Consider the following 19,527-nt stretch of genomic DNA (forward strand, 5'->3'; position numbering starts at 1 on the left):
GGAAGGCACTGCGTCACCTGCCGGGGCTCGTCGAGGGCTGGTTTGCCGGAGCACCCGGTCCGGCGGGCGGGGTCGCGGAGGTGCTGGGCTCCACGGCGGCGCCCGAAGGGGTGGCCGGCATCGAGGGAGAGGTCGAGCCGGCGGCCGGGGCCGAGGCGGCGGACGGTGCGGCCGCGGGGGGCGTCGTGGGGGGTTCTGGGCTTCTGCGGCGGCTTTGCGGGGGTCGGCTCGGCGCTGGCCTCGGCGGCTACGCCGCGGACCCTACCGTTCGGGTCGAGAAAGGCGGGGCTGCCGCCGGGCACCATGCCCAGCTTTCGGGCGCGCCGCTCCAGGGCGTCCGGCTCGGAGTAGCTGTCGACGTCGCGCTGGAGGGCCTGCTGCTCGTCCGTGAGCTCGGTGGTCCGTTTCTTCAGCTCGCTCAGCCTGAACGATCCCTCGTTGAGGGCCGAGTTGAGGACCAGAAGCGTGATGAGCCCGCCGCCGAGGAGCAGCACGACCAGCAGGACGAAGGGCGTACGGGCCGCGTTGCTCGGCCCGGACGGCATCAGCCGGGCGAGCCGCGCTGCCCGCCCTTTCAACTGCCCGGCCGGTTTGCTCACCACGCCGCCCCGGCTGTCGCCGGTGTCCGGGTTCCCGGACGCCGGACGCTCATCGTTCCTCCTCGCGGATCCGCTGGGCGCCGCGCAGCCTGGCGGGGGCGGCGCGGCGGTTCTCGGCGACCTCCTCCTCCGTGGGCAGCTCCGCACCGCGGGTCAGCAGCTTCAGCCGGGGCTGATAGCGCTCGGGCACGACCGGCAGTCCGGGCGGCGCCGTGGTGGCGGCGCCCGCCGCGAAGACCTGCTTGACCAGCCGGTCCTCCAGCGAGTGGTACGAGAGGACGGCGATACGGCCGCCGACCGCGAGGCTCTGCACGGCGGCCGGAATGGCCCGCTCCAGGACGGTGAGCTCGCCGTTGACCTCGATGCGCAGCGCCTGGAAGGTGCGCTTGGCAGGGTTGCCGCCGGTGCGCTTGGCGGCCTGCGGCAGCGCGTCACGGATCAGCTCGACGAGCCGGGCACTGTTGCTGAACGGCTCCTTCTCGCGCTCGCGAACGATCGCGGAGACGATCCGCTTGGCCTGCTTCTCCTCGCCGTACGCCCGCAGGATCCGTACCAGTTCACCCGGCGGATACGTGTTGAGCACCTCGGCCGCGCCGATGCCGGTCGTCTGGTCCATGCGCATGTCGAGCGGGGCGTCCTGGGCGTACGCGAATCCACGGTCGGCCTCGTCCAGCTGCATGGAGGAGACACCGAGGTCGAACAGGACGCCCTGGACCTTGGGGATGCCGAGTCTGGCGAGTACCTCGGGCAGTTCGTCGTAGACCGCGTGCACCAGGGTGGCCCGGTCTCCGTACGGGGCGAGCCGCTCGCCGGAGAGCCGCAGCGCCTCCTTGTCACGGTCCAGCGCGATCAGTCGCGCGGAGGGGAATGCGGCGAGCAGCGCCTCGCTGTGTCCGCCGAGGCCGAGGGTGCAGTCGACCACCACGGGCTGCGGCGGGCCGGGCGTCTCCAGAGCAGGCGCCAACAGGTCCAGGCACCGCTGGAGCATCACCGGGACGTGTCGGGTCTGGCTCATGCGCCCTCTCAGGCTCAGGTCCCGTGTGGCTGCGCGTACGACCTGGTCCCCGCCCGCTCAGAAGGGGAGGTCGGCCGGCGCCGGGGAAGGGACGTCGGTCGACCGGCGAGCGGGAGAGGGCCGGACCGTACACACACCGCACACACGGGCGAAATCTAAGGAATGTGCAGGGTGTCGGTAACTTCCCGTCACTTTAGTCCACCCTGCCATTCGATCGATTCCCGATCAATCAACCGGGCAGCGCGTCGCCCTGTCCACTGTTCACTCGACCGAACGAACAGCTGCGAGGCTTGTGGGTTACCTCACAACAAGCGTCGTTGACGTTCTTTGTCGCTTCTCACAGCACGACGGGACCAGGGGTGAGAGCTAACGTCATATCCATGTCGACTTCCACGCACTCCCCCGCCGGGCCGTCCGCCTCCGTTGCCGACCAGGCCCGCGCCGGAGACACAGTCACCGACCACCTCGTCGAGGCGAACGTCCGGTACGCCGCCGAATTCGAAGACCCGGGCATGGACGCCAAGCCGGTGCTGCGCGTCGCCGTGGTCGCCTGCATGGACGCGCGGCTCGACCTGCACGACGCACTCGGTCTGTCGCTCGGCGACTGCCACACCATCCGCAACGCGGGCGGCGTGGTCACCGATGACGTGATCCGTTCGCTGACCATCAGCCAGCGGGCTCTCGGCACCCGCAGCGTCATACTCATTCATCACACGAATTGCGGCCTGGAATCGATCACCGAGGAATTCCGCCAGGAGCTGGAGGCGGAGGTCGGTCAGCGTCCGGTCTGGGCGGTCGAGGCATACAAGGACGCCGACCAGGACGTACGGCAGTCGATGCAGCGCGTACGCACCTCGCCGTTCCTGCTGCACACCGACGACGTCCGCGGCTTCGTCTTCGATGTGACCAGCGGCTTGCTGCGCGAGATCCTTCCCGTCTCCTGACCGCCCGGACGGGTGCTCGTCGGGAACCCATAACCCCATCGACCCCGACATATCGCCCCCACTTGTCCACAGGCGAGTGACACGAAGCGGTAACGGCAACAAGAATGCGCGTGTGGCATCTCGCCGGACGTTTCCGGAGGGGTGTCCGTGTTTCGGGGTGGGCCGGGCCGCTGCATGCGCGTCGGCCCGTGGATGGGGTATCCCCTGCTCCTGGTGAGCGTGGGGCAGGGCCGAGGAGGGCCGGGTGACGACCTATGACGATCGAGCGAGCCTCACAGATCTGACCACGACTGCGGAGCGGGTGCGCAGGTCGGTGGAGAGCGTGATCGAGGGCAAGCCTGAGGTCGTACGGCTTTCGCTGACCGTGCTGCTGGCAGAGGGGCATCTCCTCATCGAGGATGTCCCCGGGGTCGGGAAGACGATGCTGGCAAAGGCGCTGGCGCGGTCCATCGACTGCTCGGTGCGACGCATTCAGTTCACACCGGACCTGCTGCCTTCGGACATCACCGGTGTGTCGATCTTCGACCAGCAGCGGCGCGACTTCGAGTTCAAACCGGGCGCGATCTTCGCCCAGATCGTGATCGGCGACGAGATCAACCGGGCCTCGCCGAAGACCCAGTCCGCTCTGTTGGAGTCGATGGAGGAGCGCCAGGTCACGATCGACGGGCACACGTACGAGCTGCCCGACCCGTTCATGGTGGTGGCCACCCAGAATCCGGTGGAGATGGAGGGCACCTATCCGCTGCCCGAGGCCCAGCGCGACCGGTTCATGGCCCGGGTGTCGATCGGCTATCCGAGTGCGGACGCCGAGCTGCAGATGCTCGATGTGCACGGCGGGACCTCGCCGCTCGACGATCTGCAGCCGGTGGCGCACGCGCACGACATCGTGAAGCTGATCGACGCGGTACGGACGGTCCATGTGGCCGACGCCGTGCGGCGGTACGCGGTGGAGCTCGTCGGGGCCACCCGCAGCCATCCCGATCTCCGGCTCGGCGCCTCGCCGCGAGCCACCCTTCATCTGCTGCGCGCGGCAAAGGCCTCCGCGGCGCTGAGCGGCCGGGACTACTGCCTGCCGGACGATGTGCAGGCGCTGGCGGTCGCGGTGCTCGCGCACCGGCTGCTGCCGACGGCACAGGCCCAGCTGAACCGTCGTACCGCCGAGCAGGTAGTGCTGGAGATCCTCCAGCAGACACCGGTACCCACCGCCGCCGGCGGCGTCGCCCAGGTGCAGCCCCAGCACCAGCCGGGCCGCCCGGTGTACAGCCGGCAGCAGCCCGGCGTACGGCGGGTGTGATGACCTCCGGGGGGCCGGCCGCGATGGACGACGGCGACGACAAGGGAGGTCTGCGGGCCGCTCTGAGCGGGCTGACCACGCGCGGGCGGTCCTTTCTCGCGGCCGGTGTCGCCGCGGCGATCTGCGCGTATGTGCTGGGACAGGCGGATCTGCTGCGGGTCGGGCTGTTGCTCGCCGCGCTGCCACTTGTCTGTGTCGTGGTGCTCGTCCGCACCCGTTACCGGGTCGCGGGCACCCGGCGGCTCTCGCCGTCCCGGGTACCCGCGGGCACGGAGGCACGGGTCCATCTGCGCATGGAGAACGTGTCGCGGCTGCCGACCGGGCTGCTGATGCTGCAGGACCGGGTGCCCTATGTGCTCGGGCCGCGGCCCCGGTTCGTGCTGGACCGGGTGGAGGCGGGCGGCCGTCGCGAGGTCTCCTACCGGGTGCGGTCGGATCTGCGCGGGCGCTATCCGCTGGGGCCGCTGCAGCTGCGGCTGAGCGATCCGTTCGGGATGTGCGAGCTCACTCGTTCGTTCAGCGCGTACGACACCCTCGTGGTCATTCCGCGGACCGAGCCGCTGCCGCCGGTCCGGCTGGCGGGCGAGGCCTCCGGGTACGGCGAGGGACGGCAGCGTTCGCTGGCGCTGGCCGGTGACGACGACGTGATTCCGCGCGGCTACCGGCACGGCGACGATCTGCGCCGGGTCCACTGGCGCTCCACCGCGCGCTACGGCGAGCTGATGGTGCGCCGCGAGGAGCAGCCGCAGCGGGCCAGGTGCACGGTGCTGCTGGACACCCGGCGGATCGCCTATCAGGGGACGGGGCCCGACTCCGCCTTCGAGTGGGCGGTGTCCGGTGCGGCGTCCACGCTGGTACACATGCTGGAGCGCGGCTTCGCGGTCCGGCTGCTGACCGACGACGGGAACGCGGTTCCCGGCGAGGGCGAAGGAGGCTTCGCCGGATCGACGCAGGAGTCCGCCGACTCCGCGGGGCTGATGATGGACACCCTGGCGGTGGTCGATCACTCCGACGGGGGCGGTCTGTCACGTGCGTACGACGTGCTGCGCGGCGGCAACGAAGGGCTGCTGATCGCGTTCTTCGGTGATCTGGACGAGGAGCAGGCGGCGGTGGCGGCCCGGATGCGGCAGCGCAGTGGCGGCGCCGTCGCGTTCGTACTGGACAGCACGGCCTGGGTGCAGGGCGCCGTCGCGCCCGCGGGGGCGGACACGGCGTTCGAACGGCGGCTGCGGCTGCTGCGCGAATCGGGCTGGACGACGGTGGCGGTGGCGCCGGGAACCGGTCTCGCCCGGTATTGGCAGCAGGCTGGGCACCAGGGCCTGGCGACGCAGTCCGCTGCCGTCGGCGGCACCACAGGTTTCTCCGGGGGATGGTCATGAGCGGTCGTGGTCGGCTGGCGCTGTGCGCTTTCGCGGCGACGCTGATGGCGGCGGGCTCGATGCTGCCGCTGGTCGAGCCCGCCGGGTGGATCCTGCAGGCCGCGTTTCTGCTGGCGGTCCAGAGCGGGATGGGCGCGCTCGCCCGCCGGGTGCCCATGCCCCGGATGCTGATCGTCGCGGCGCAGACACTGGTCACACTGGTTCTGCTGACGGTGGTGTTCGCCAGGACCCAGGCGTTGGCCGGTGTCCTGCCGGGTCCGGAGGCCGTCCAGCGGCTCGCGGCTCTGCTGACGTCGGGCGCCGAGGATGTCGCGAGGTACGCCGTTCCGGCGCCCGTGACGGACGGCATCCGGCTGATACTGATCGGCGGTGTGCTGCTGGTCGGCCTGGCCGTGGACGCCCTCGCGGTGACGTTCCGCAGCGCGGCCCCGGCCGGCCTGCCGCTTCTCGCGCTGTACTCGGTGGCCGCAGGACTTTCCGAGGGCGGAGCGGACTGGCTCTGGTTCCTGCTCGCGGCCGGTGGCTATCTGCTGCTTCTGCTGGCCGAGGGCCGGGACAGGCTCTCCCAGTGGGGGCGGGTGTTCAGCGGCGCACCCAGCCGCCCTGGCGGGCCGGCGGTCGGTGCGGCGTTGTCCCACGGCCGCCCGACGGCCCCGGTCCGCACCGGACGCCGCATCGGCGCATTTGCGCTGGGGATCTCACTGGTCGTACCGGCGGCGCTGCCCGCGCTCGACAGCGGTCTGCTGGCCGGTACGGGTGGCACGAACGGCAAGGGGAGCGGTGGAGGCACCATCTCCGCGGTCAACCCCCTGGTCTCGCTGCGGGACAATCTGAACCAGCCGGAGAACCGGGAGGTGATGTCCTACCGCACCAATTCCGGTGACCCGCAGGGCTTCTATCTGCGGATCCTGGCCCTGGACCAGTTCAACGGAAGCGAGTGGAGGCCCTCCACCCGCCGTCTGAAGGACGTGCCGAAGCGGCTCCCGACCCCGGACGGCCTCGGCCCGGACGTCCTGGCCACGGAGATCAGGACGAACATCTCCGCGTCCCGTTCCTACCAGCAGACCTATCTGCCGCTCCCCTACCCCGCGACCGAGGTCAGGATCGGCGGGCGCTGGCGGTACGAGCCGATGGGGCGGACGCTCGTCGGTGACCGCGGGGAGACGACCCGCGGTGCGCAGTACCAGGTCTCCAGTCTGGTGGTCCAGCCGACCGCCGACCAGCTCGCCGCGGCAGGCACCGCGCCGGCCGCTCTGCAGCGCGAGTACACCAGTGTTCCCGACTCCCTGCCCAAGGTGGTCAGGGAGACCGCGGACAGGGTGACGAAGGGCGCCGCCAACAACTACGAGCGTGCGGTGAAGCTGCAGAACTTCTTCGCCTCGGAGGGCGGCTTCATCTACGACACCTCGGTGAACTCGGGCACCGGGAGCGCGGCGATCGGCCGGTTCCTGAAGGAAAAGCGGGGCTTCTGCGTCCACTTCTCGTTCACGATGGCCGCGATGGCGCGGACGCTGGGCATTCCGGCCCGGGTCGCGGTGGGCTTCACTCCCGGCACCGCGCAGTCGAACGGTTCGGTGTCGGTGGGGCTGCGCGATGCTCATGCCTGGCCCGAGCTGTATTTCGAGGGTGTCGGGTGGACCCGTTTCGAACCGACCCCGACGCGGGGCACCGCCCCGTCCTACACCCAGTCGGACGCCCCCGCCGGCGGCACGTCCGACCCGGCCCAGCCGGAGAAGGGCGCCTCGGCCGCTCCGACGGTCGCGCCGTCCGTCTCGGACAGCTGCCCTGCCCAGATGCGCAAGCAGGGCGAGTGCGGCAGCTCGGCGGCGCCGGGGGTGGCCGCTCCGACGGATTCCGGGACGCCGACAGGCACCGTCCTCGGTCTGGTCCTGGCCGCCCTGGTCGTCCTGGCGCTGCCATTGCTGCCCATGCTGTGGCGGGTTCGGACGCGCAGGCGCCGGCTGAGTTTCTCCGCCGGGCGTACGCCGGCTGATGCGACGGCCAGAACGCTGGCGGCCTGGCAGGAGGTCATCGACACGGCGTGGGATCACGGCATCGAGCCGGATGATTCCCAGACCCCGCGCAAGGCGGCGGCCCGGGTGGTGCGGCTGGGGCAGCTCGGCCCCGATGAGGCCGCCGCGGTGCACCGGGTGGCGGGGGCGGTGGAGCAGGTGCTCTACGCCCCGGAGCCCCGGTCGGGTACCGGGCTCGCCGAGGACGTGGAGATGGTGCGGGCCGGATTGCGGACATCGGCCGGGCGGTTCGCCCGGATCCGCGCGGTCGCGGCACCGCGCTCGGCCATTCGGGTGATCTGGGCGGCCTCGGACCGCTGGGCGGCGTTCACCGGCAGGTGGGCGGCGCGGTGGGGCCGGGACCGGTGGACCGGTTGGCTGCGACGGCCTTCCCGCCAGCAGGGGTGACGGGGGCAGGCCTGCGACCCGGCTCCGTCACACCGGCAGGGGCGGCGGAGGGCCTGGCCTGCGGCCCTGCCTCTGTCCTCGATCGCCGGACGGGGCGGTAGGCGCCCCGGGCCCGCCCGGCAGCCTTTCGCCCCGGCGGCGGACAGACTTGAAGCTTCCTGGGCCCGTCCCTGACAGTCCTTTGCCCTGAATGGCCGAACAGGTTCGGAGCTTCCTCGCGCTGCCCCGGCTGAAGGTACGTCCTCAAGCGCCGGGCAGGCTCGATCTTCGGGCCTGCCCGGCATTTGAGGGCAGCGGCGGGCCGGGCACACGTGAGGGGCGGCCGCAGAAATGCGGCCGCCCCTCACCCAAGATTGTCCGAGGCCCTATTGGCCCTGCTCGTCACGGCGGCGCTGCCACCGCTGCTCGATCCGATTCATCACGGTTCGGCGTTGCCTGGGCTGACGGCGCTCGTCACCGCCTCCGGCTGCCTGTCGCTCGCCCGGCTTGGGCGCTTTGCGCCAACCTGTGACCGCAAGGACCGCACAGCCGAGCATGACGAGGAACCCCACCACGCTGATCCAGATCTGCTGGGCGACCATTCCGGCCATGAGGAGCGCGATACCCACCAGGAAGCCTGCGACCGCCTGGTAGACCCGTCGCCGGGTGTACGTACGCAGCCCGCTTCCCTCGAGCGCTGTCGCGAACTTGGGATCTTCGGCGTACAGCGCTCGCTCCATTTGCTCGAGCATTCGCTGCTCGTGCTCCGAGAGCGGCACGGAGTCCTCCTCGTCGTCGGCCGCGGGGGGCGGCCGGTATGCGGCCCTTCCAGGATAGGCAGGGAATCGCCCCCGTGAAACCCGCCCTCATTCCAATCAGCCAGTCCGGGCCGCCATGACGGCTCAGCTGCTGAGGCGTTGATTCCCCAACCTCCGATCCGTCATGCCGGATGGTGTCACCCGATCATACGTGGCGAAGCCCCCGATCGGGGGTCCTGGGACGTACTCCATCTGCGGTTGCGTCCCTGATCAGCCACGCTACAGCCGAGCTACCACCGGTCGGCGGCCGCGCGCTCAGGCGCGCTTCGTGCCCAGAACGTGGAGCTGCGTCGCGACCGAGTGGAAGGCGGGCAGTTCGGCCGCGGCCGCCTCCAGCTTGAGCAGGGCCTCCATGGCACCGGGCTCGGTGTCCACCAGGACGCCCGGTACGAGGTCGGCGAAGACCCGTACACCGTGGACCGCGCCGACCTCGACGTCCGCCGCGGCGACCAGCTCGGTGAGCTGGTCCGCGGTGTAGCGCCGGGGCATCGGGTCCCCGTCGCCCCAGCGGCCCGCCGGGTCACTGAGCGCCTTCCGGGCCTCGGTGAAGTGACCGGCGAGCGCCCGGGCCAGGACCGCGCCACCGAGCCCGGCGGCGAGCAGGCTGAGCGCACCGGACGGGCGGAGCGCCTCGACCGCGTTGCGCACACCCTCGGCGGGGTCGTCCACGTACTCCAGGACTCCGTGGCACAGCACCGCGTCGTAACCACCGCGCTCCACCACCTCGAACAGGCCGTGGATGTCGCCCTGGACCCCTCGGACCCGGTCGGCGACCCCGGCCTCGGCGGCTCGGCGCTCCAGGGCGAAGAGCGCGTTGGGGCTGGGGTCGACGACGGTGACCCGGTGGCCGAGACGGGCGACCGGCACCGCGAAGTTGCCGGTGCCGCCGCCGGTGTCCAGAACATCCAGGGCGTCCCTGCCGGTCGCCTTGACCTGGCGGTCGAGGGCGTCCTTCAGGACCTCCCAGACCACGGCGGTACGGAGGGAGGCGCGGGGGCGCAGCTGGTCCGACACAGCAGATGACTCCTCGGCACGGTGCCGCCGCTGACGGCGGAGCGTGAACAGTGCAGGTGGTACAGGTACCGTCCACCCTATTGCCTCGCGCCCCCGTCGCCGTCATCCTGCCTCGGGCCGCTCCCTCCGGGCCTGCGGGAGCACCGGCTGAAGCGCCAGCAGCCGCTCGACCAGGCGCAGGAACATCGCCGCGTCACGCAGCAGATCGTCGGCGTCCCGCCGGCTGGCCGCGCCCGGTATGCCGGCTTCCGCGCGGGCCCTGCGACGGGCGCCGGAGGCGAACAGCGCGCTCCATTCGGTCAGTTCGGGTGCTATTTCCGGGAGAACCTCCCAGGCGCTGCGGATCCGCTCCCGGCGCCTCCGGGAGGTCTCGGGGCGACCCCGCACAGCGAGCACGGCGGCAGCGGTGCGCAGCGCGGCGAGGTGGGCGGTGGCATACCGCTCGTTCGGCACATCGAGAGCGGCGGCCTCGTCGAGGCCGGTGCGGGCCTGGGCGAGCAGATCGAGGGCGGCGGGCGGCGCCGCGGTACGGCGCACAACGGGATGGACATCGTTTGCCGGACCGGTCAGTGAGGGGGCAGGGCCGTCTGCGCGGCGCCGGGGTGCGGCTGCTGCGGACGAGTGGGCCATGACGAAACCTCCTGTCTCGTGTAACGGCTCCGTGGCCGTATGTATCCATCGTGAGGGGCACCACTGACAATCAGTCCCACGCACCCCCTGACCTGCTCTTTTGCTTCGATCGCGAGTTCGGGATACTTTTTGGACTGACCAGTCAGTTCAAAAAGAGGGGGAGGGTCTGTGGACAGCCCGCACGGGGCAGCCGTCACCGCCGAGGATTTCGGGCTCAAAGGACCACGCGGCTGGGCCTTCCGGGGCGTAGGCATCAAGGCCGCACCCGGCTCGCTCGTGGCGATCGAGGGCCCGTCCGGCTCCGGCCGCACCTGCCTGCTGCTCGCCCTCACCGGCCGGATGCGCCCCACCGAGGGCCGGGCGGAGACAGGCGGACTGCGTCTGCCGCGCCAGATGGCCGCCGTACGCCGCATCAGCGCACTGGGCCCGGTGCCCGGGGTCAGCGAGCTCGACCCGGCCTTCACCGTCGCCGAGCATCTGCGGGAACGGGCCCTGCTGCAGCGCCGCTTCGGCGGTTCGCTGCGCGCTCTGCTGCGTCCGCGCGCCGAGCGCGTCGCCGCCGCGCGGGAACGGATCGACGCGGCGCTGGAGGCCGCCGGACTCGATCCCGCCGCCCTGCCCAAGGCCGAGCGGACCTCCGTACGGGATCTGGAACGGCTGGAGGCGCTGCGGCTGTCCATCGCCCTCGCGCTGATCGGCCGGCCCCGGCTGCTCGCGGTGGACGACACCGATCTCAAGCTCTCCGACGCCGAACGGGCCCAGGCCTGGGAGCTGTTGCGGTCCATCGCCGACGGCGGGACGACCGTGCTCGCCGTGTGCAGCCAGGCACCCGAGGGCGCCATCACCGTACGTACCGGCACCGCGGCCGCACCGGCGGACGCGCAGGACACCGCAGCCGAGGAAACCACGACCGAGGAGGGACCGGCCGATGCGTTCGCCGAGACTGGCCGCGCTTGAGCTGAAGCGTTTCGGCAGGGGAAAGCTGCCGGTCGCCGCACTGATCGCGCTCCTGCTGCTGCCGCTGCTCTACGGCGCCCTGTACCTGTGCTCCTTCTGGGACCCGTACAGCCGCCTCGACAAGATCCCGGTCGCGCTGGTCAACGACGACAAGGGCACCACCGTCGCCGGAGAGCACCTCGCGGTCGGCGACGAGATCACCGGCAAGCTCCTCGACTCCAGGACCTTCGAGTGGCACGAGGTGAGTCCGGCCGAAGCACACAAGGGCGTCGAGGACGGTACGTACTACCTCTCGCTCACCATGCCGTCGGACTTCAGCGAGCGGATCGCGTCCAGTTCGGGTGACTCCCCCGAGACCGGCGCGCTCCAGGTACGGACCAACGACGCCAACAACTACATCGTCGGGCAGATCTCCCGGACGGTGTTCTCCGAGGTGCGCACCGCCGCGTCGACCAACGCCTCGCGCGGCTTCCTCGACCGGATCTTCATCAACTTCTCCGACCTCCACGACGCGACGGCGAAGGCCGCCAAGGGGGCCGAGGACCTCAAGGGCGGCATCGGCAAGGCGAAGAAGGGATCGGAAGATCTCGCCGACGGGCTGAAGAACGCCAAGGACGGCAGCAGCAACCTGGCCGGTGGCATCGTCAGGCTGAACAAGGGCGCGGGCGACCTCGAAACCGGCTCCCGGCAGGTCGCCGACGGCACCCAGGTGCTCGCCGACAAGGTCAACGGGGTGGCGGGCGACGTACGCCCGTTCCTGAAGGACAACGGCAAGTCGATCGGCGACACCGCCCGGCTGGTCGCCGATTCCGCGCAGACCGTACGGGACAACCTCGACCTGCTGGTGGAGGCGGCGCCCACCGCGGCCACCACCGCCCGCACGGCCTCCGACGACCTGACCGAGGTCTATCGCACCAGTTGCACGGAACAGTCGCCCGCCGACCCCACCGTCTGCCCGCCGCTGAAGCGCGCGAAGACCGCGGCGGCCGATGTGTCGAAGGTCGCCGACGACGTGAACGCGCTGGTCACCAACCAGAACGGCGATCTGAAGAAGCTGCGCACCCAGCTGACCACGCTGCAGCAGCAGGCCGACGGCCTGGCCAAGGCGGCGCCGCATCTCGACAAGGACCTGAAGTCCGCAGTGGAGAAGGTCAACGCGCTGAACACCGGCGCCCACAAGGTCGCCAAGGGGGCGAACGAACTGCACACCGGCCTGGCCACGGCAAGGACGGGCTCCGCCGATCTGGACACCGGCGTGAGCAACCTCAAGAAGGGCGCGAACGACCTGGACAGCGGGCTGATCCGGCTCGGCGACGGTTCGACGAACCTCGCCCAGGGGCTCAACGACGGCGTCGGCAAGATCCCCGACTACGACAAGAAGGACCGCGACGCGCGTACCGAAGTCATGGCCGACCCGGTGCAGCTGGCCTCCAAGTCGCTGCACGCGGCCCCCAACTACGGCACCGGCTTCGCCCCTTACTTCATCCCGCTCTCCCTCTGGGTCGGCGCGATGGTGGCGTACATGCTGATCCAGCCGCTCAACCGGCGCGCACTCGCCGCCGGGGCCTCCGCCTGGCGGATCGCCTTCGCGGGCTGGCTGCCGGTGGCCGCGATCGGTCTGCTGCAGGTGGCCGCCCTGATGTCCGTACTGCACTGGGGGCTCGGTCTGCAGATGACCCGTGCCGCCGGAACGATCGGCTTCCTGGCGCTGGTCACCTGCTGCTTCGCAGCTATCGTCCAGTGGCTCAACGCCCGGTTCGGGGCTGCCGGACGGATTCTCGTGCTGGCGGTGCTGATGCTCCAGCTGACCTCGGCCGGCGGTACGTATCCCGTCGAGACCAGCCCCGGATTCTTCAACGCGATCCACCCCTATCTGCCGATGAGTTACATCGTCGAGGGGCTGCGCCGGCTGATCACGGGCGGCGGACTCGGTCCCGTCTGGCAGGGCTCCGCGGTGCTGCTGGCCTTCACGGCGGCGACGCTCGCACTGACGGCGGTCTCCGCACGGCGCAAGCAGGTGTGGACCCTGGACCGGCTCCACCCGGAGCTGAGCCTGTGAGCGCGCCCGGACCTGTGAGAATCAGGGGCATGGAAAGCAGTAGCACCACGCGCCGCCAGGCCACCCGGCAGAAGCTCTACGAGGCGGCGGTGACTCTCATCGCCGAGAAGGGCTTCTCGGCGACCACGGTGGACGAGATCGCCGAGCGCGCCGGGGTCGCCAAGGGCACGGTCTACTACAACTTCAAGAGCAAGACCGAGCTCTTCGAGGAGCTGCTGCGCCACGGCGTCGGGCTGCTCACGGCATCGCTGCGCTCGGCGGCGGAGCAGACCGAGGGGCGCGGCGGCACCCGGGTCGAGGCCCTGGACGCGATGATCAGGGCCGGTCTGGTCTTCATCGACCGATATCCGGCCTTCACCCAGCTGTACGTCGCGGAGCTGTGGCGCACCAACCGGGCCTGGCAGTCGACCCTCCTGGTGGTGCGTCAGGAGGCCGTCGCCGTGGTCGAGGAGGTGCTGCGCGAAGGGGTGAAGAACGGTGAGCTCAGCGAGGAGATCGACATCCAGCTGACAGCTGCCGCCCTGGTCGGCATGGTGCTGGTGGCGGCCCTGGACTGGCAGGCGTTCCAGCCGGAACGGTCGATCGACGATGTGCACTCGGCGCTGTCGCTGCTGCTGCACGGGCGCGTCAGCGGGCGCTGACCCCCTCAGGGGCCGGCCCCCTCTGCCGGGCTGTCCCCGCCACGGCCGCCCGCACCGACGCACAAAGACGCCGGACCGGCGAGGCTCGATCCCCCCGAGCCTGCGCCGGACCGGCGTCTGCTGTGCAGCCGGAGAACCTTCCCCCGTGACCCCCGTTTCCCCCGTGGTCCCCGGGCTCTCCGTCGTCGCCCCCCCCCCCCGCCTCCGGAAGGAGTGCCGCGCCCGTTCCGCCGCCCCGTGTCGGCGGTGCCGGTGCCGCGCCCTCTCCGTGGCCTCCAGTCTCCCGTCCGCGCAGGTGGGAGCCCATCCGCGCACCTACTCATCTCGTTGCCTAGGTACGGATACTCAGGGCTGCGCACCGAACCCCACTCCGGGCCGATCGCCGCCTGGTTACGATCGCGTCCGTGTCCGTACTCCCTCTGGTGTTCACAAGCGGCTGGGCGAGCGGGATCAACGCCTATGCGGTGGTCCTGCTGCTCGGTGTCTTCGGCGCGACCGGCATCACCGACGAGGTGCCCGCATCGCTGCAGCGCACCGATGTCCTCGTCGTGGCCGGTGTGCTCTTCCTGTGCGAGGTGGTGGCGGACAAGATCCCGTACGTGGACACGGTCTGGGATTCGGCGCACACCGTCATCAGGCCGGTCGCCGGTGCCGTCGTGGCGGCGCTGCTGGCCGGCGAGAGCGGTTCGCTGCCGGAGCTCGCGGCCGGGGCCGTCGGCGGTTCCACCGCGCTGATGAGCCATCTGGTGAAGGCCGGCACCAGGATGGCGGTCAACACCTCCCCCGAGCCGTTCAGCAATATCGCGATCAGCATGGCCGAGGACCTGGGCGTCGCAGGAATCGTCACGTTCGCGATATTCCATCCGCTGGCGGCCGCGGTCATCGCCGCGGCACTGCTGCTGCTCGGCCTGGTGATACTGGTCTTCCTGGCCTCCCGGATCCGCCGGTTCCTGCGCCGCAGGGCCCAGCGACGCGAGGAGAAACGCCTGGTCGGGACCGGTTCGCACTGGCCACTGGACTGAGTGTCACAGGCGGCCGTTAAGGTCACTGACATGGCACGAATTGCGGTGATCGGCGCCGGGATGGGCGCGATGGCGGCGGCCGCCCGGCTCGCCGTGGCAGGCCACCGGGTGACGGTGTACGAGCGGTCGGAGACCTTCGGCGGCTCGGTCGGCCGGTATGCCCATGAGGGCTTCGCCTTCGACACCGGTCCCACACTGCTGCATCTGCCCGCGGTCTACCGCGACTTGTTCGTGAAGACGGGCAAGGAGCCGCTGGAGCGGTGCGTCACCATGACCCAGGTCGATCCGGCGAGCCGCCACATCTTCGCGGACGGCACGGCGGTCTCGCTGCCGAATGCCTCACGGGCCGGGGTGGTCGCCGCCCTGGACACTGCGCTAGGGGGCGGCGCGGGCGCGGCCTGGGGCGAGTTCCTCGACCGGGCGCGCGATGCCTGGGACCGGTCCCGGCGTCCGCTGCTGGAGGAACCGTTGCGCTCCGACTGGCAGGTACTCGGCCGTGATCCGTATCCCGCGCTCCGGCAGCGCCGGCTGCTGCGCTCGGCCCGTCAGGCGGGCACGGTGGCGGAGGTCGGCGCGTGGGAGCTCTCGGACCCCCGGCTGGCTGCCCTGTTCGACGGGTACGCCCTGTCGTACGGGCTCGACCCCCTGCGCGCCCCGGCGGCGGCCGCCCTGCTGCCGTACATGGAGGAGACCTTCGGCAGTTGGTACGTCTCCGGCGGGATCCGGGCGCTGGCACAGGCGGTGTACGAGCGGTGTCTGGCCCGGAAGGTGGAGTTCGTCTTCGGCGGCGAGGTGGCCCGGGTCGTCGAGAAGGACGGCCGGGCGGCGGGCGTCGAGCTCCTCGACGGGACGGTTGCCGAGGCCGGCCATGTGGTGCTGGGGGCCCGTCCGAATCCGGGCCTGTTGCCCGGTCAGGAGCTGTGGCGGGACGGCGATGTCGCGGTGCAGCCGGGGCAGGGAGTGGTGCCGGGCCGGTTCCTGGTCCTGCTGTCGCTGCGCGGCGCCCGGCCCGCGGATGCCGTGCACCGGACCCTGGTGCACCCGGCGGACGGCAGGGCGGAGCACGAGGCGGTGTTCGGCGGAAGGCTCGCCGACCGTCCCACAGTGACGGTGTTGCGCCCGGACGACCCGTCGACCCGCCCCGACGACGCGCACGAGGCAGTGACGCTGATGGCGACGGTCGCCCCGCACGGCGCGGTGGACTGGACGGACGCGGCGCTGCGCGAGCGGTGCGCCGACGCACTGATCGAAGCGGCCGGCGCGGCCGTGCCAGGCATACGGGAGCGACTGCTCCACGCCGAGGTGCGGACCCCGGCCGAGACGGCGGCCGACATCGGCGCCGAGGGCGGGTCGGTGCCCCCGCCCGCGCTGGCCGGGGCGGGCGGTGCGTATCTGCATCCGGGCAATCGGACCCGGCTTGCGGGGCTCTACGCCGCGGGTGGCTGGTCGCATCCGGGTGGCGGGCTCGCCCACGCGGGGATGTCGGGGGCGCTGGTCGCCGGACTGATCGTGGAGGGGGACGGGTTCCGGGGCTCCCAATGAGGGAGAGGCCGCCGGTCGGCGGCGCCACGGGGTGCCGGGCACATCCGGGCCCTGCTCTCGATCACTCCCGCGGCACCCTGCTTCTGCCGGTCCGAGGTCAGTAGCGGTTCTGCTGCTCGTTGTAGCCGGTGTCGTAGCCGTTCGGGTACGGGGCAGGCTGTGCGGGCTGCTCCGGAGGTACGGGCGGGTACTGCTCGCCCTCACGCTGCTGCGGCACCCAGACACCGCCGGGCGGGGTCTCAGGGGCGTACTGCTGGGCGTACGGATCGGCGGCGTGCTGCTGGCCGCCATAGCTGTCGTAGCCGTTGCCGTTGCCGTCGTACGAGGCGTACTGCGTGGAGCCGCCGGTGGTGCCGGTCCCGATGTACGGGTCGGAGTACGCGGCGTACTGCTGCTGGCCCGTGCCGTAGTCGTACTGCCCGGCGAACGAGTCCTGACCGGCGTATGTGTCCTGGCCGGGCGCCGCGTACGTGGAGTGGTCGGCGTAGGGGTCGTACGCCGCGTACTGGGGCTGCTGCTCGGGTTGCCGGCCCTGGTTCTGTCCCTGCTGCGACTGCGGGTGGTCGCTGTAGATGCCGTACTGCCCGGTGTCGTCCGGCAGCGGCTCCGGCTCGTAGACCGCGGCTCCCGGTGCCGTGGCGTCCGCCCGCTGCGGGATCTGCTCGTCGTACTCCATCTCCAGGTCCGACACCTCGAGGGTGGGCTCGCGGCTGCCCCGGTCGCGCCCGCCCCGGCGGCGACGGCTCTCACCGGGGCTGCCCCCTATCGCCCAGCCGGTCGAGAAGCCGCGCCTGAAGGACAGCGTGACGTACGTCTGACCGGTTGCGAACGCGATCGCGCCGACGGCGATCACGAACACGGACGGCATCAGTACGCCGACGACCACACAGCCGAAGCCCGCGAAGGCGAGCAGACGCCAGCGAAGGCGCGCCTTGTACTGCAGGAGCACCTCGCCGAGCAGCCACAGCGCGACGATTCCGAACGCGATGTAGAGGACTGTCCAGCCCATGCCCGCCCCCTCCTACGGCCACCGCCCCGGGTCGTGGCGGGTACGGCCGGTCACGACTGCTTGTGCAGTCCGAGATTCTCGTAGATTTCGAGCGTCGCCGTCGAGTTGTTGAGCGTGATGAAGTGCAGTCCGGGCACACCCTCGGATCGCAGCCTCGCGCAGAACTGCGTTGCGAAGTCGATTCCAATGGAGCGTACAGCGGCGGGATCGTCCTTGGCGGCGAGGATGCGTTCTTTCAGCGCGGAAGGGAAAGACGCATTGCTGAGCTGCGCAAACCGGTCCAACTGCTTGACGCTGGTCAGCGGCATGACCTCGGGGATGATCGGCGTTTCGCAACCCGCAGCGACCACGCGGTCACGCATCCGCAAATAGTCCTCCGGATTGAAGAACATCTGGGTGATCGCATAGTCGGCACCGGCGCGGCACTTGTCCACGAAATGCCGGGTGTCGGTGTCCCAGTCGGCCGAGCGTGGATGCATCTCGGGAAATGCCGCGACGCCGACGCAGAAATCGCCGGATTCCTTGATGAGCCGGACGAGATCGGCCGCGTACCGCACACCCTGCGGGTGCTCGACCCACTCGCCCATCGGGTCGCCGGGCGGGTCTCCGCGCACGGCGAGGATGTTCCGGATTCCGGCGTCTGCGTACTGCCCGATCATGTTGCGCAGCTCGGCGACGGAGTGGTTCACCGCCGTGAGGTGTGCGACCGGGGTGAGGGTGGAATCGGCGGCGATCTGCTGGGTGGCCTTGACCGTTCCCGCCCTGGTGGAGCCACCGGCCCCGTAGGTCACGGAGACGAAGCTCGGCCCCACCGCCTCGACGCGACGCAGCGCATTCCAGAGGTTCCGCTCGCCCTTCTCGGTCTTGGGCGCCCAGAACTCGAACGAATACGAAGTCTTGCCGGTCGCGAGGAACTCACGCACCGTGCGCGCGTGATCTGTCCTGGTAGAAGGTGTGCCAAGGGCCATACGGGCAGGTTAACCAGAGCGCGACGGCCACAGGACCAGACCAGCGGTAATTGCCCGAATTGACTGGTTGTTTGTCCACCCTTCGGACATCTGGCCGGATCACGCTCCGGTGCGCGCCCGGATTCGCTTGGCCAGCTCGGCGGTGGCGGCGGCCGGGTCGGTGGCCTCGGTGATCGCCCGTACGACGACCACCCGGCGCGCTCCGGCATCCAGCACCTCGTCGAGATTGCCCGCGTCGATACCGCCGATGGCGAACCATGGACGCTGCTGGTCGAGCGAAGCGGCGTACCTCACGAGATCCAGGCCCGGGGCGTGCCGGCCGGGCTTGGTCGGGGTGGGCCAGCAGGGGCCGGTGCAGAAGTAGTCCACCCCGGGCTCGGCGACGGCCGCGTCGACCTCGGACTCGGCGTGGGTGGAGCGGCCGATCACCACGTCCTCGCCGATGATGGCGCGGGCGGCGGGGACCGGCAGGTCGCCCTGGCCGAGGTGCAGCACATCGGAGCCGATGGCGTGGGCGACATCGGCCCGGTCGTTCACCGCGAGGAGCCTGCCGTGGCGCCTGCAGGCTTCCGCGAAGACCGCCAGGTGTTCGAGCTCCTCGGCCGCTTCCATGCCCTTGTCGCGCAGCTGGACGATGTCCACCCCACTGGAGAGGACGGCGTCGAGGAACGCGGGCAGGTCACCTTGGCGCCTGCGGGCGTCCGTGCACAGATACAGCCGGGCATCGGCCAGCAGCGCGCGAGGCGTGGGCATGGTGCGGTTCCCCCTGGAGAGCTTTGCGGAGCGGCTGTCGGTACGGCGCGGGGGTGCGGGCCGCGCTGCTGCGCGGCCCGCCCCTCACATACGGCCTGCGGTCAGACGGCGAGCGCCTGGGCGCGGCGCTTCACCTCCGTGCCGCGATTCTCGCTCAGTGCCTGGGCAGGGGTGCCCGGCAGGGTCGGGTCGGGGGTGAAGAGCCATTCCAGCATCTCTTCGTCGGTGTAGCCGTCGTCCCTCAGGAGCGTCAGGGTTCCGGAGAGACCCTTGACCACCTTGTTGCCGTCGATGAAGGCGGCAGGCACCTGGAGCGCCCGGTTCTCACCACGTCGTACGGCGATGAGCTGGCCCTCCTTGACCAGCTGCCGTACGCGCGTCACCTCGACATCGAGCATTTCGGCGATGTCGGGAAGGTGGAGCCAGGCGGGGACGAGAGCATCGATCTTTGCGTCAATCTCGGTCACATGGACAAGCGTGCCAT

General features: G+C 70.9%; 17 protein-coding genes and 1 pseudogene. 9 read left to right on the plus strand and 9 right to left on the minus strand.

Annotated features, from left to right (window positions below):
* Positions 1-13: 13 nt before the first annotated feature.
* Positions 14-599 (minus strand): annotated as a pseudogene (locus GA0115254_RS02305) (septum formation initiator family protein).
* 49 nt (positions 600-648) lie between these two features.
* Positions 649-1,614 (minus strand): 16S rRNA (cytosine(1402)-N(4))-methyltransferase RsmH, encoded by a 966-nt coding sequence (gene rsmH, locus GA0115254_RS02310; protein WP_093893571.1) that lies wholly within the window; start codon positions 1,612-1,614, stop codon positions 649-651.
* Positions 1,615-1,994: 380 nt separating this feature from the next.
* On the opposite strand from rsmH, the gene GA0115254_RS02315 reads away from it, so the two are divergent.
* The 4 genes from GA0115254_RS02315 to GA0115254_RS02330 all read left to right on the plus strand — a co-directional run bounded on the left by GA0115254_RS02315 (position 1,995) and on the right by GA0115254_RS02330 (position 7,651).
* Entirely contained in the window at positions 1,995-2,558 is a 564-nt protein-coding gene (locus GA0115254_RS02315; protein WP_176739944.1) for a beta-class carbonic anhydrase, read from the plus strand.
* 244 nt (positions 2,559-2,802) lie between these two features.
* The gene (locus GA0115254_RS02320) at positions 2,803-3,852 is read left to right on the plus strand and encodes an AAA family ATPase (protein WP_093893573.1); all 1,050 of its coding nucleotides are present in this window, start codon (positions 2,803-2,805) and stop codon (positions 3,850-3,852) included.
* Positions 3,852-5,231, plus strand: coding sequence for a DUF58 domain-containing protein (locus tag GA0115254_RS02325; protein ID WP_093893574.1), 1,380 nt, complete (start codon positions 3,852-3,854; stop codon positions 5,229-5,231). Before GA0115254_RS02320 ends, GA0115254_RS02325 begins: the two co-directional genes overlap by 1 nt.
* Entirely contained in the window at positions 5,228-7,651 is a 2,424-nt protein-coding gene (locus GA0115254_RS02330) for a transglutaminase TgpA family protein (protein ID WP_093893635.1), read from the plus strand. The genes GA0115254_RS02325 and GA0115254_RS02330 overlap by 4 nt, the downstream gene beginning before the upstream one ends.
* Before the next feature lie 365 nt (positions 7,652-8,016).
* On the opposite strand, the gene GA0115254_RS02335 is transcribed toward GA0115254_RS02330, so the two are convergent.
* The 3 genes from GA0115254_RS02335 to GA0115254_RS02345 form a co-directional block, all read right to left on the minus strand.
* A complete protein-coding gene (locus tag GA0115254_RS02335) occupies positions 8,017-8,409 on the minus strand; it encodes a DUF3040 domain-containing protein (RefSeq protein ID WP_093893575.1) in 393 nt (130 codons plus the stop codon).
* A gap of 294 nt (positions 8,410-8,703) precedes the next feature.
* Positions 8,704-9,462 (minus strand): class I SAM-dependent methyltransferase, encoded by a 759-nt coding sequence (locus GA0115254_RS02340; RefSeq protein WP_093893576.1) that lies wholly within the window; start codon positions 9,460-9,462, stop codon positions 8,704-8,706.
* Positions 9,463-9,564: 102 nt separating this feature from the next.
* Positions 9,565-10,092, minus strand: a complete 528-nt coding sequence (locus GA0115254_RS02345) for an SAV_6107 family HEPN domain-containing protein (protein ID WP_093893577.1) — start codon at positions 10,090-10,092, stop codon at positions 9,565-9,567.
* Positions 10,093-10,260: 168 nt separating this feature from the next.
* Between GA0115254_RS02345 and GA0115254_RS02350 the strand changes: the two genes are divergently transcribed.
* The 5 genes from GA0115254_RS02350 (at position 10,261) to GA0115254_RS02370 (ending at position 16,313) form a co-directional block, all read left to right on the plus strand.
* Positions 10,261-11,049 carry an ATP-binding cassette domain-containing protein gene (locus tag GA0115254_RS02350; RefSeq protein WP_093893578.1) on the plus strand — a complete coding sequence of 263 codons (789 nt, stop codon included), beginning with the start codon at positions 10,261-10,263 and terminating at the stop codon, positions 11,047-11,049.
* Positions 11,021-13,108: a YhgE/Pip family protein gene (locus tag GA0115254_RS02355; protein WP_093893579.1), complete on the plus strand. Its 2,088-nt coding sequence runs from the start codon at positions 11,021-11,023 to the stop codon at positions 13,106-13,108. Before GA0115254_RS02350 ends, GA0115254_RS02355 begins: the two co-directional genes overlap by 29 nt.
* Before the next feature lie 29 nt (positions 13,109-13,137).
* The gene (locus GA0115254_RS02360) at positions 13,138-13,749 is read left to right on the plus strand and encodes a TetR/AcrR family transcriptional regulator (RefSeq protein ID WP_093893580.1); all 612 of its coding nucleotides are present in this window, start codon (positions 13,138-13,140) and stop codon (positions 13,747-13,749) included.
* A 404-nt stretch (positions 13,750-14,153) separates the two neighbouring features.
* Complete coding sequence (locus GA0115254_RS02365; RefSeq protein WP_093893581.1) at positions 14,154-14,771, plus strand: DUF4126 domain-containing protein; 618 nt, start codon at positions 14,154-14,156, stop codon at positions 14,769-14,771.
* Positions 14,772-14,801: 30 nt separating this feature from the next.
* Complete coding sequence (locus GA0115254_RS02370) at positions 14,802-16,313, plus strand: phytoene desaturase family protein (protein ID WP_176739945.1); 1,512 nt, start codon at positions 14,802-14,804, stop codon at positions 16,311-16,313.
* A 97-nt stretch (positions 16,314-16,410) separates the two neighbouring features.
* On the opposite strand, the gene GA0115254_RS02375 is transcribed toward GA0115254_RS02370, so the two are convergent.
* From GA0115254_RS02375 to GA0115254_RS02390, 4 genes are all read right to left on the minus strand, one after another.
* On the minus strand, positions 16,411-17,322 hold the full coding sequence (locus GA0115254_RS02375) for a hypothetical protein (RefSeq protein WP_093893583.1): 912 nt from the start codon (positions 17,320-17,322) through the stop codon (positions 16,411-16,413).
* A gap of 50 nt (positions 17,323-17,372) precedes the next feature.
* Positions 17,373-18,290 carry a methylenetetrahydrofolate reductase [NAD(P)H] gene (gene metF / locus GA0115254_RS02380; protein WP_093893584.1) on the minus strand — a complete coding sequence of 306 codons (918 nt, stop codon included), beginning with the start codon at positions 18,288-18,290 and terminating at the stop codon, positions 17,373-17,375.
* A 99-nt stretch (positions 18,291-18,389) separates the two neighbouring features.
* Positions 18,390-19,043, minus strand: coding sequence for a thiamine phosphate synthase (thiE, locus tag GA0115254_RS02385; RefSeq protein ID WP_093893585.1), 654 nt, complete (start codon positions 19,041-19,043; stop codon positions 18,390-18,392).
* A gap of 101 nt (positions 19,044-19,144) precedes the next feature.
* On the minus strand, positions 19,145-19,510 hold the full coding sequence (locus tag GA0115254_RS02390; RefSeq protein ID WP_093893586.1) for an Rv2175c family DNA-binding protein: 366 nt from the start codon (positions 19,508-19,510) through the stop codon (positions 19,145-19,147).
* Positions 19,511-19,527 lie beyond the last annotated feature (17 nt).

Source organism: Streptomyces sp. Ncost-T10-10d (assembly GCF_900091955.1).
Taxonomy (GTDB): Bacteria; Actinomycetota; Actinomycetes; order Streptomycetales; family Streptomycetaceae; genus Streptomyces.

What these genes read in the sequence shown, in the direction of transcription:
- thiE (WP_093893585.1), bottom strand. Translation starts at nt 19,043, where the DNA reads ATGCCCACGCCTCGCGCGCTGCTGGCCGATGCCCGGCTGTATCTGTGC.
- GA0115254_RS02315 (WP_176739944.1), top strand. Translation starts at nt 1,995, where the DNA reads ATGTCGACTTCCACGCACTCCCCCGCCGGGCCGTCCGCCTCCGTTGCC.
- rsmH (WP_093893571.1), bottom strand. Translation starts at nt 1,614, where the DNA reads ATGAGCCAGACCCGACACGTCCCGGTGATGCTCCAGCGGTGCCTGGAC.
- GA0115254_RS02330 (WP_093893635.1), top strand. Translation starts at nt 5,228, where the DNA reads ATGAGCGGTCGTGGTCGGCTGGCGCTGTGCGCTTTCGCGGCGACGCTG.
- GA0115254_RS02325 (WP_093893574.1), top strand. Translation starts at nt 3,852, where the DNA reads ATGACCTCCGGGGGGCCGGCCGCGATGGACGACGGCGACGACAAGGGA.
- GA0115254_RS02360 (WP_093893580.1), top strand. Translation starts at nt 13,138, where the DNA reads ATGGAAAGCAGTAGCACCACGCGCCGCCAGGCCACCCGGCAGAAGCTC.
- GA0115254_RS02355 (WP_093893579.1), top strand. Translation starts at nt 11,021, where the DNA reads ATGCGTTCGCCGAGACTGGCCGCGCTTGAGCTGAAGCGTTTCGGCAGG.
- metF (WP_093893584.1), bottom strand. Translation starts at nt 18,290, where the DNA reads ATGGCCCTTGGCACACCTTCTACCAGGACAGATCACGCGCGCACGGTG.
- GA0115254_RS02370 (WP_176739945.1), top strand. Translation starts at nt 14,802, where the DNA reads ATGGCACGAATTGCGGTGATCGGCGCCGGGATGGGCGCGATGGCGGCG.
- GA0115254_RS02375 (WP_093893583.1), bottom strand. Translation starts at nt 17,322, where the DNA reads ATGGGCTGGACAGTCCTCTACATCGCGTTCGGAATCGTCGCGCTGTGG.
- GA0115254_RS02345 (WP_093893577.1), bottom strand. Translation starts at nt 10,092, where the DNA reads ATGGCCCACTCGTCCGCAGCAGCCGCACCCCGGCGCCGCGCAGACGGC.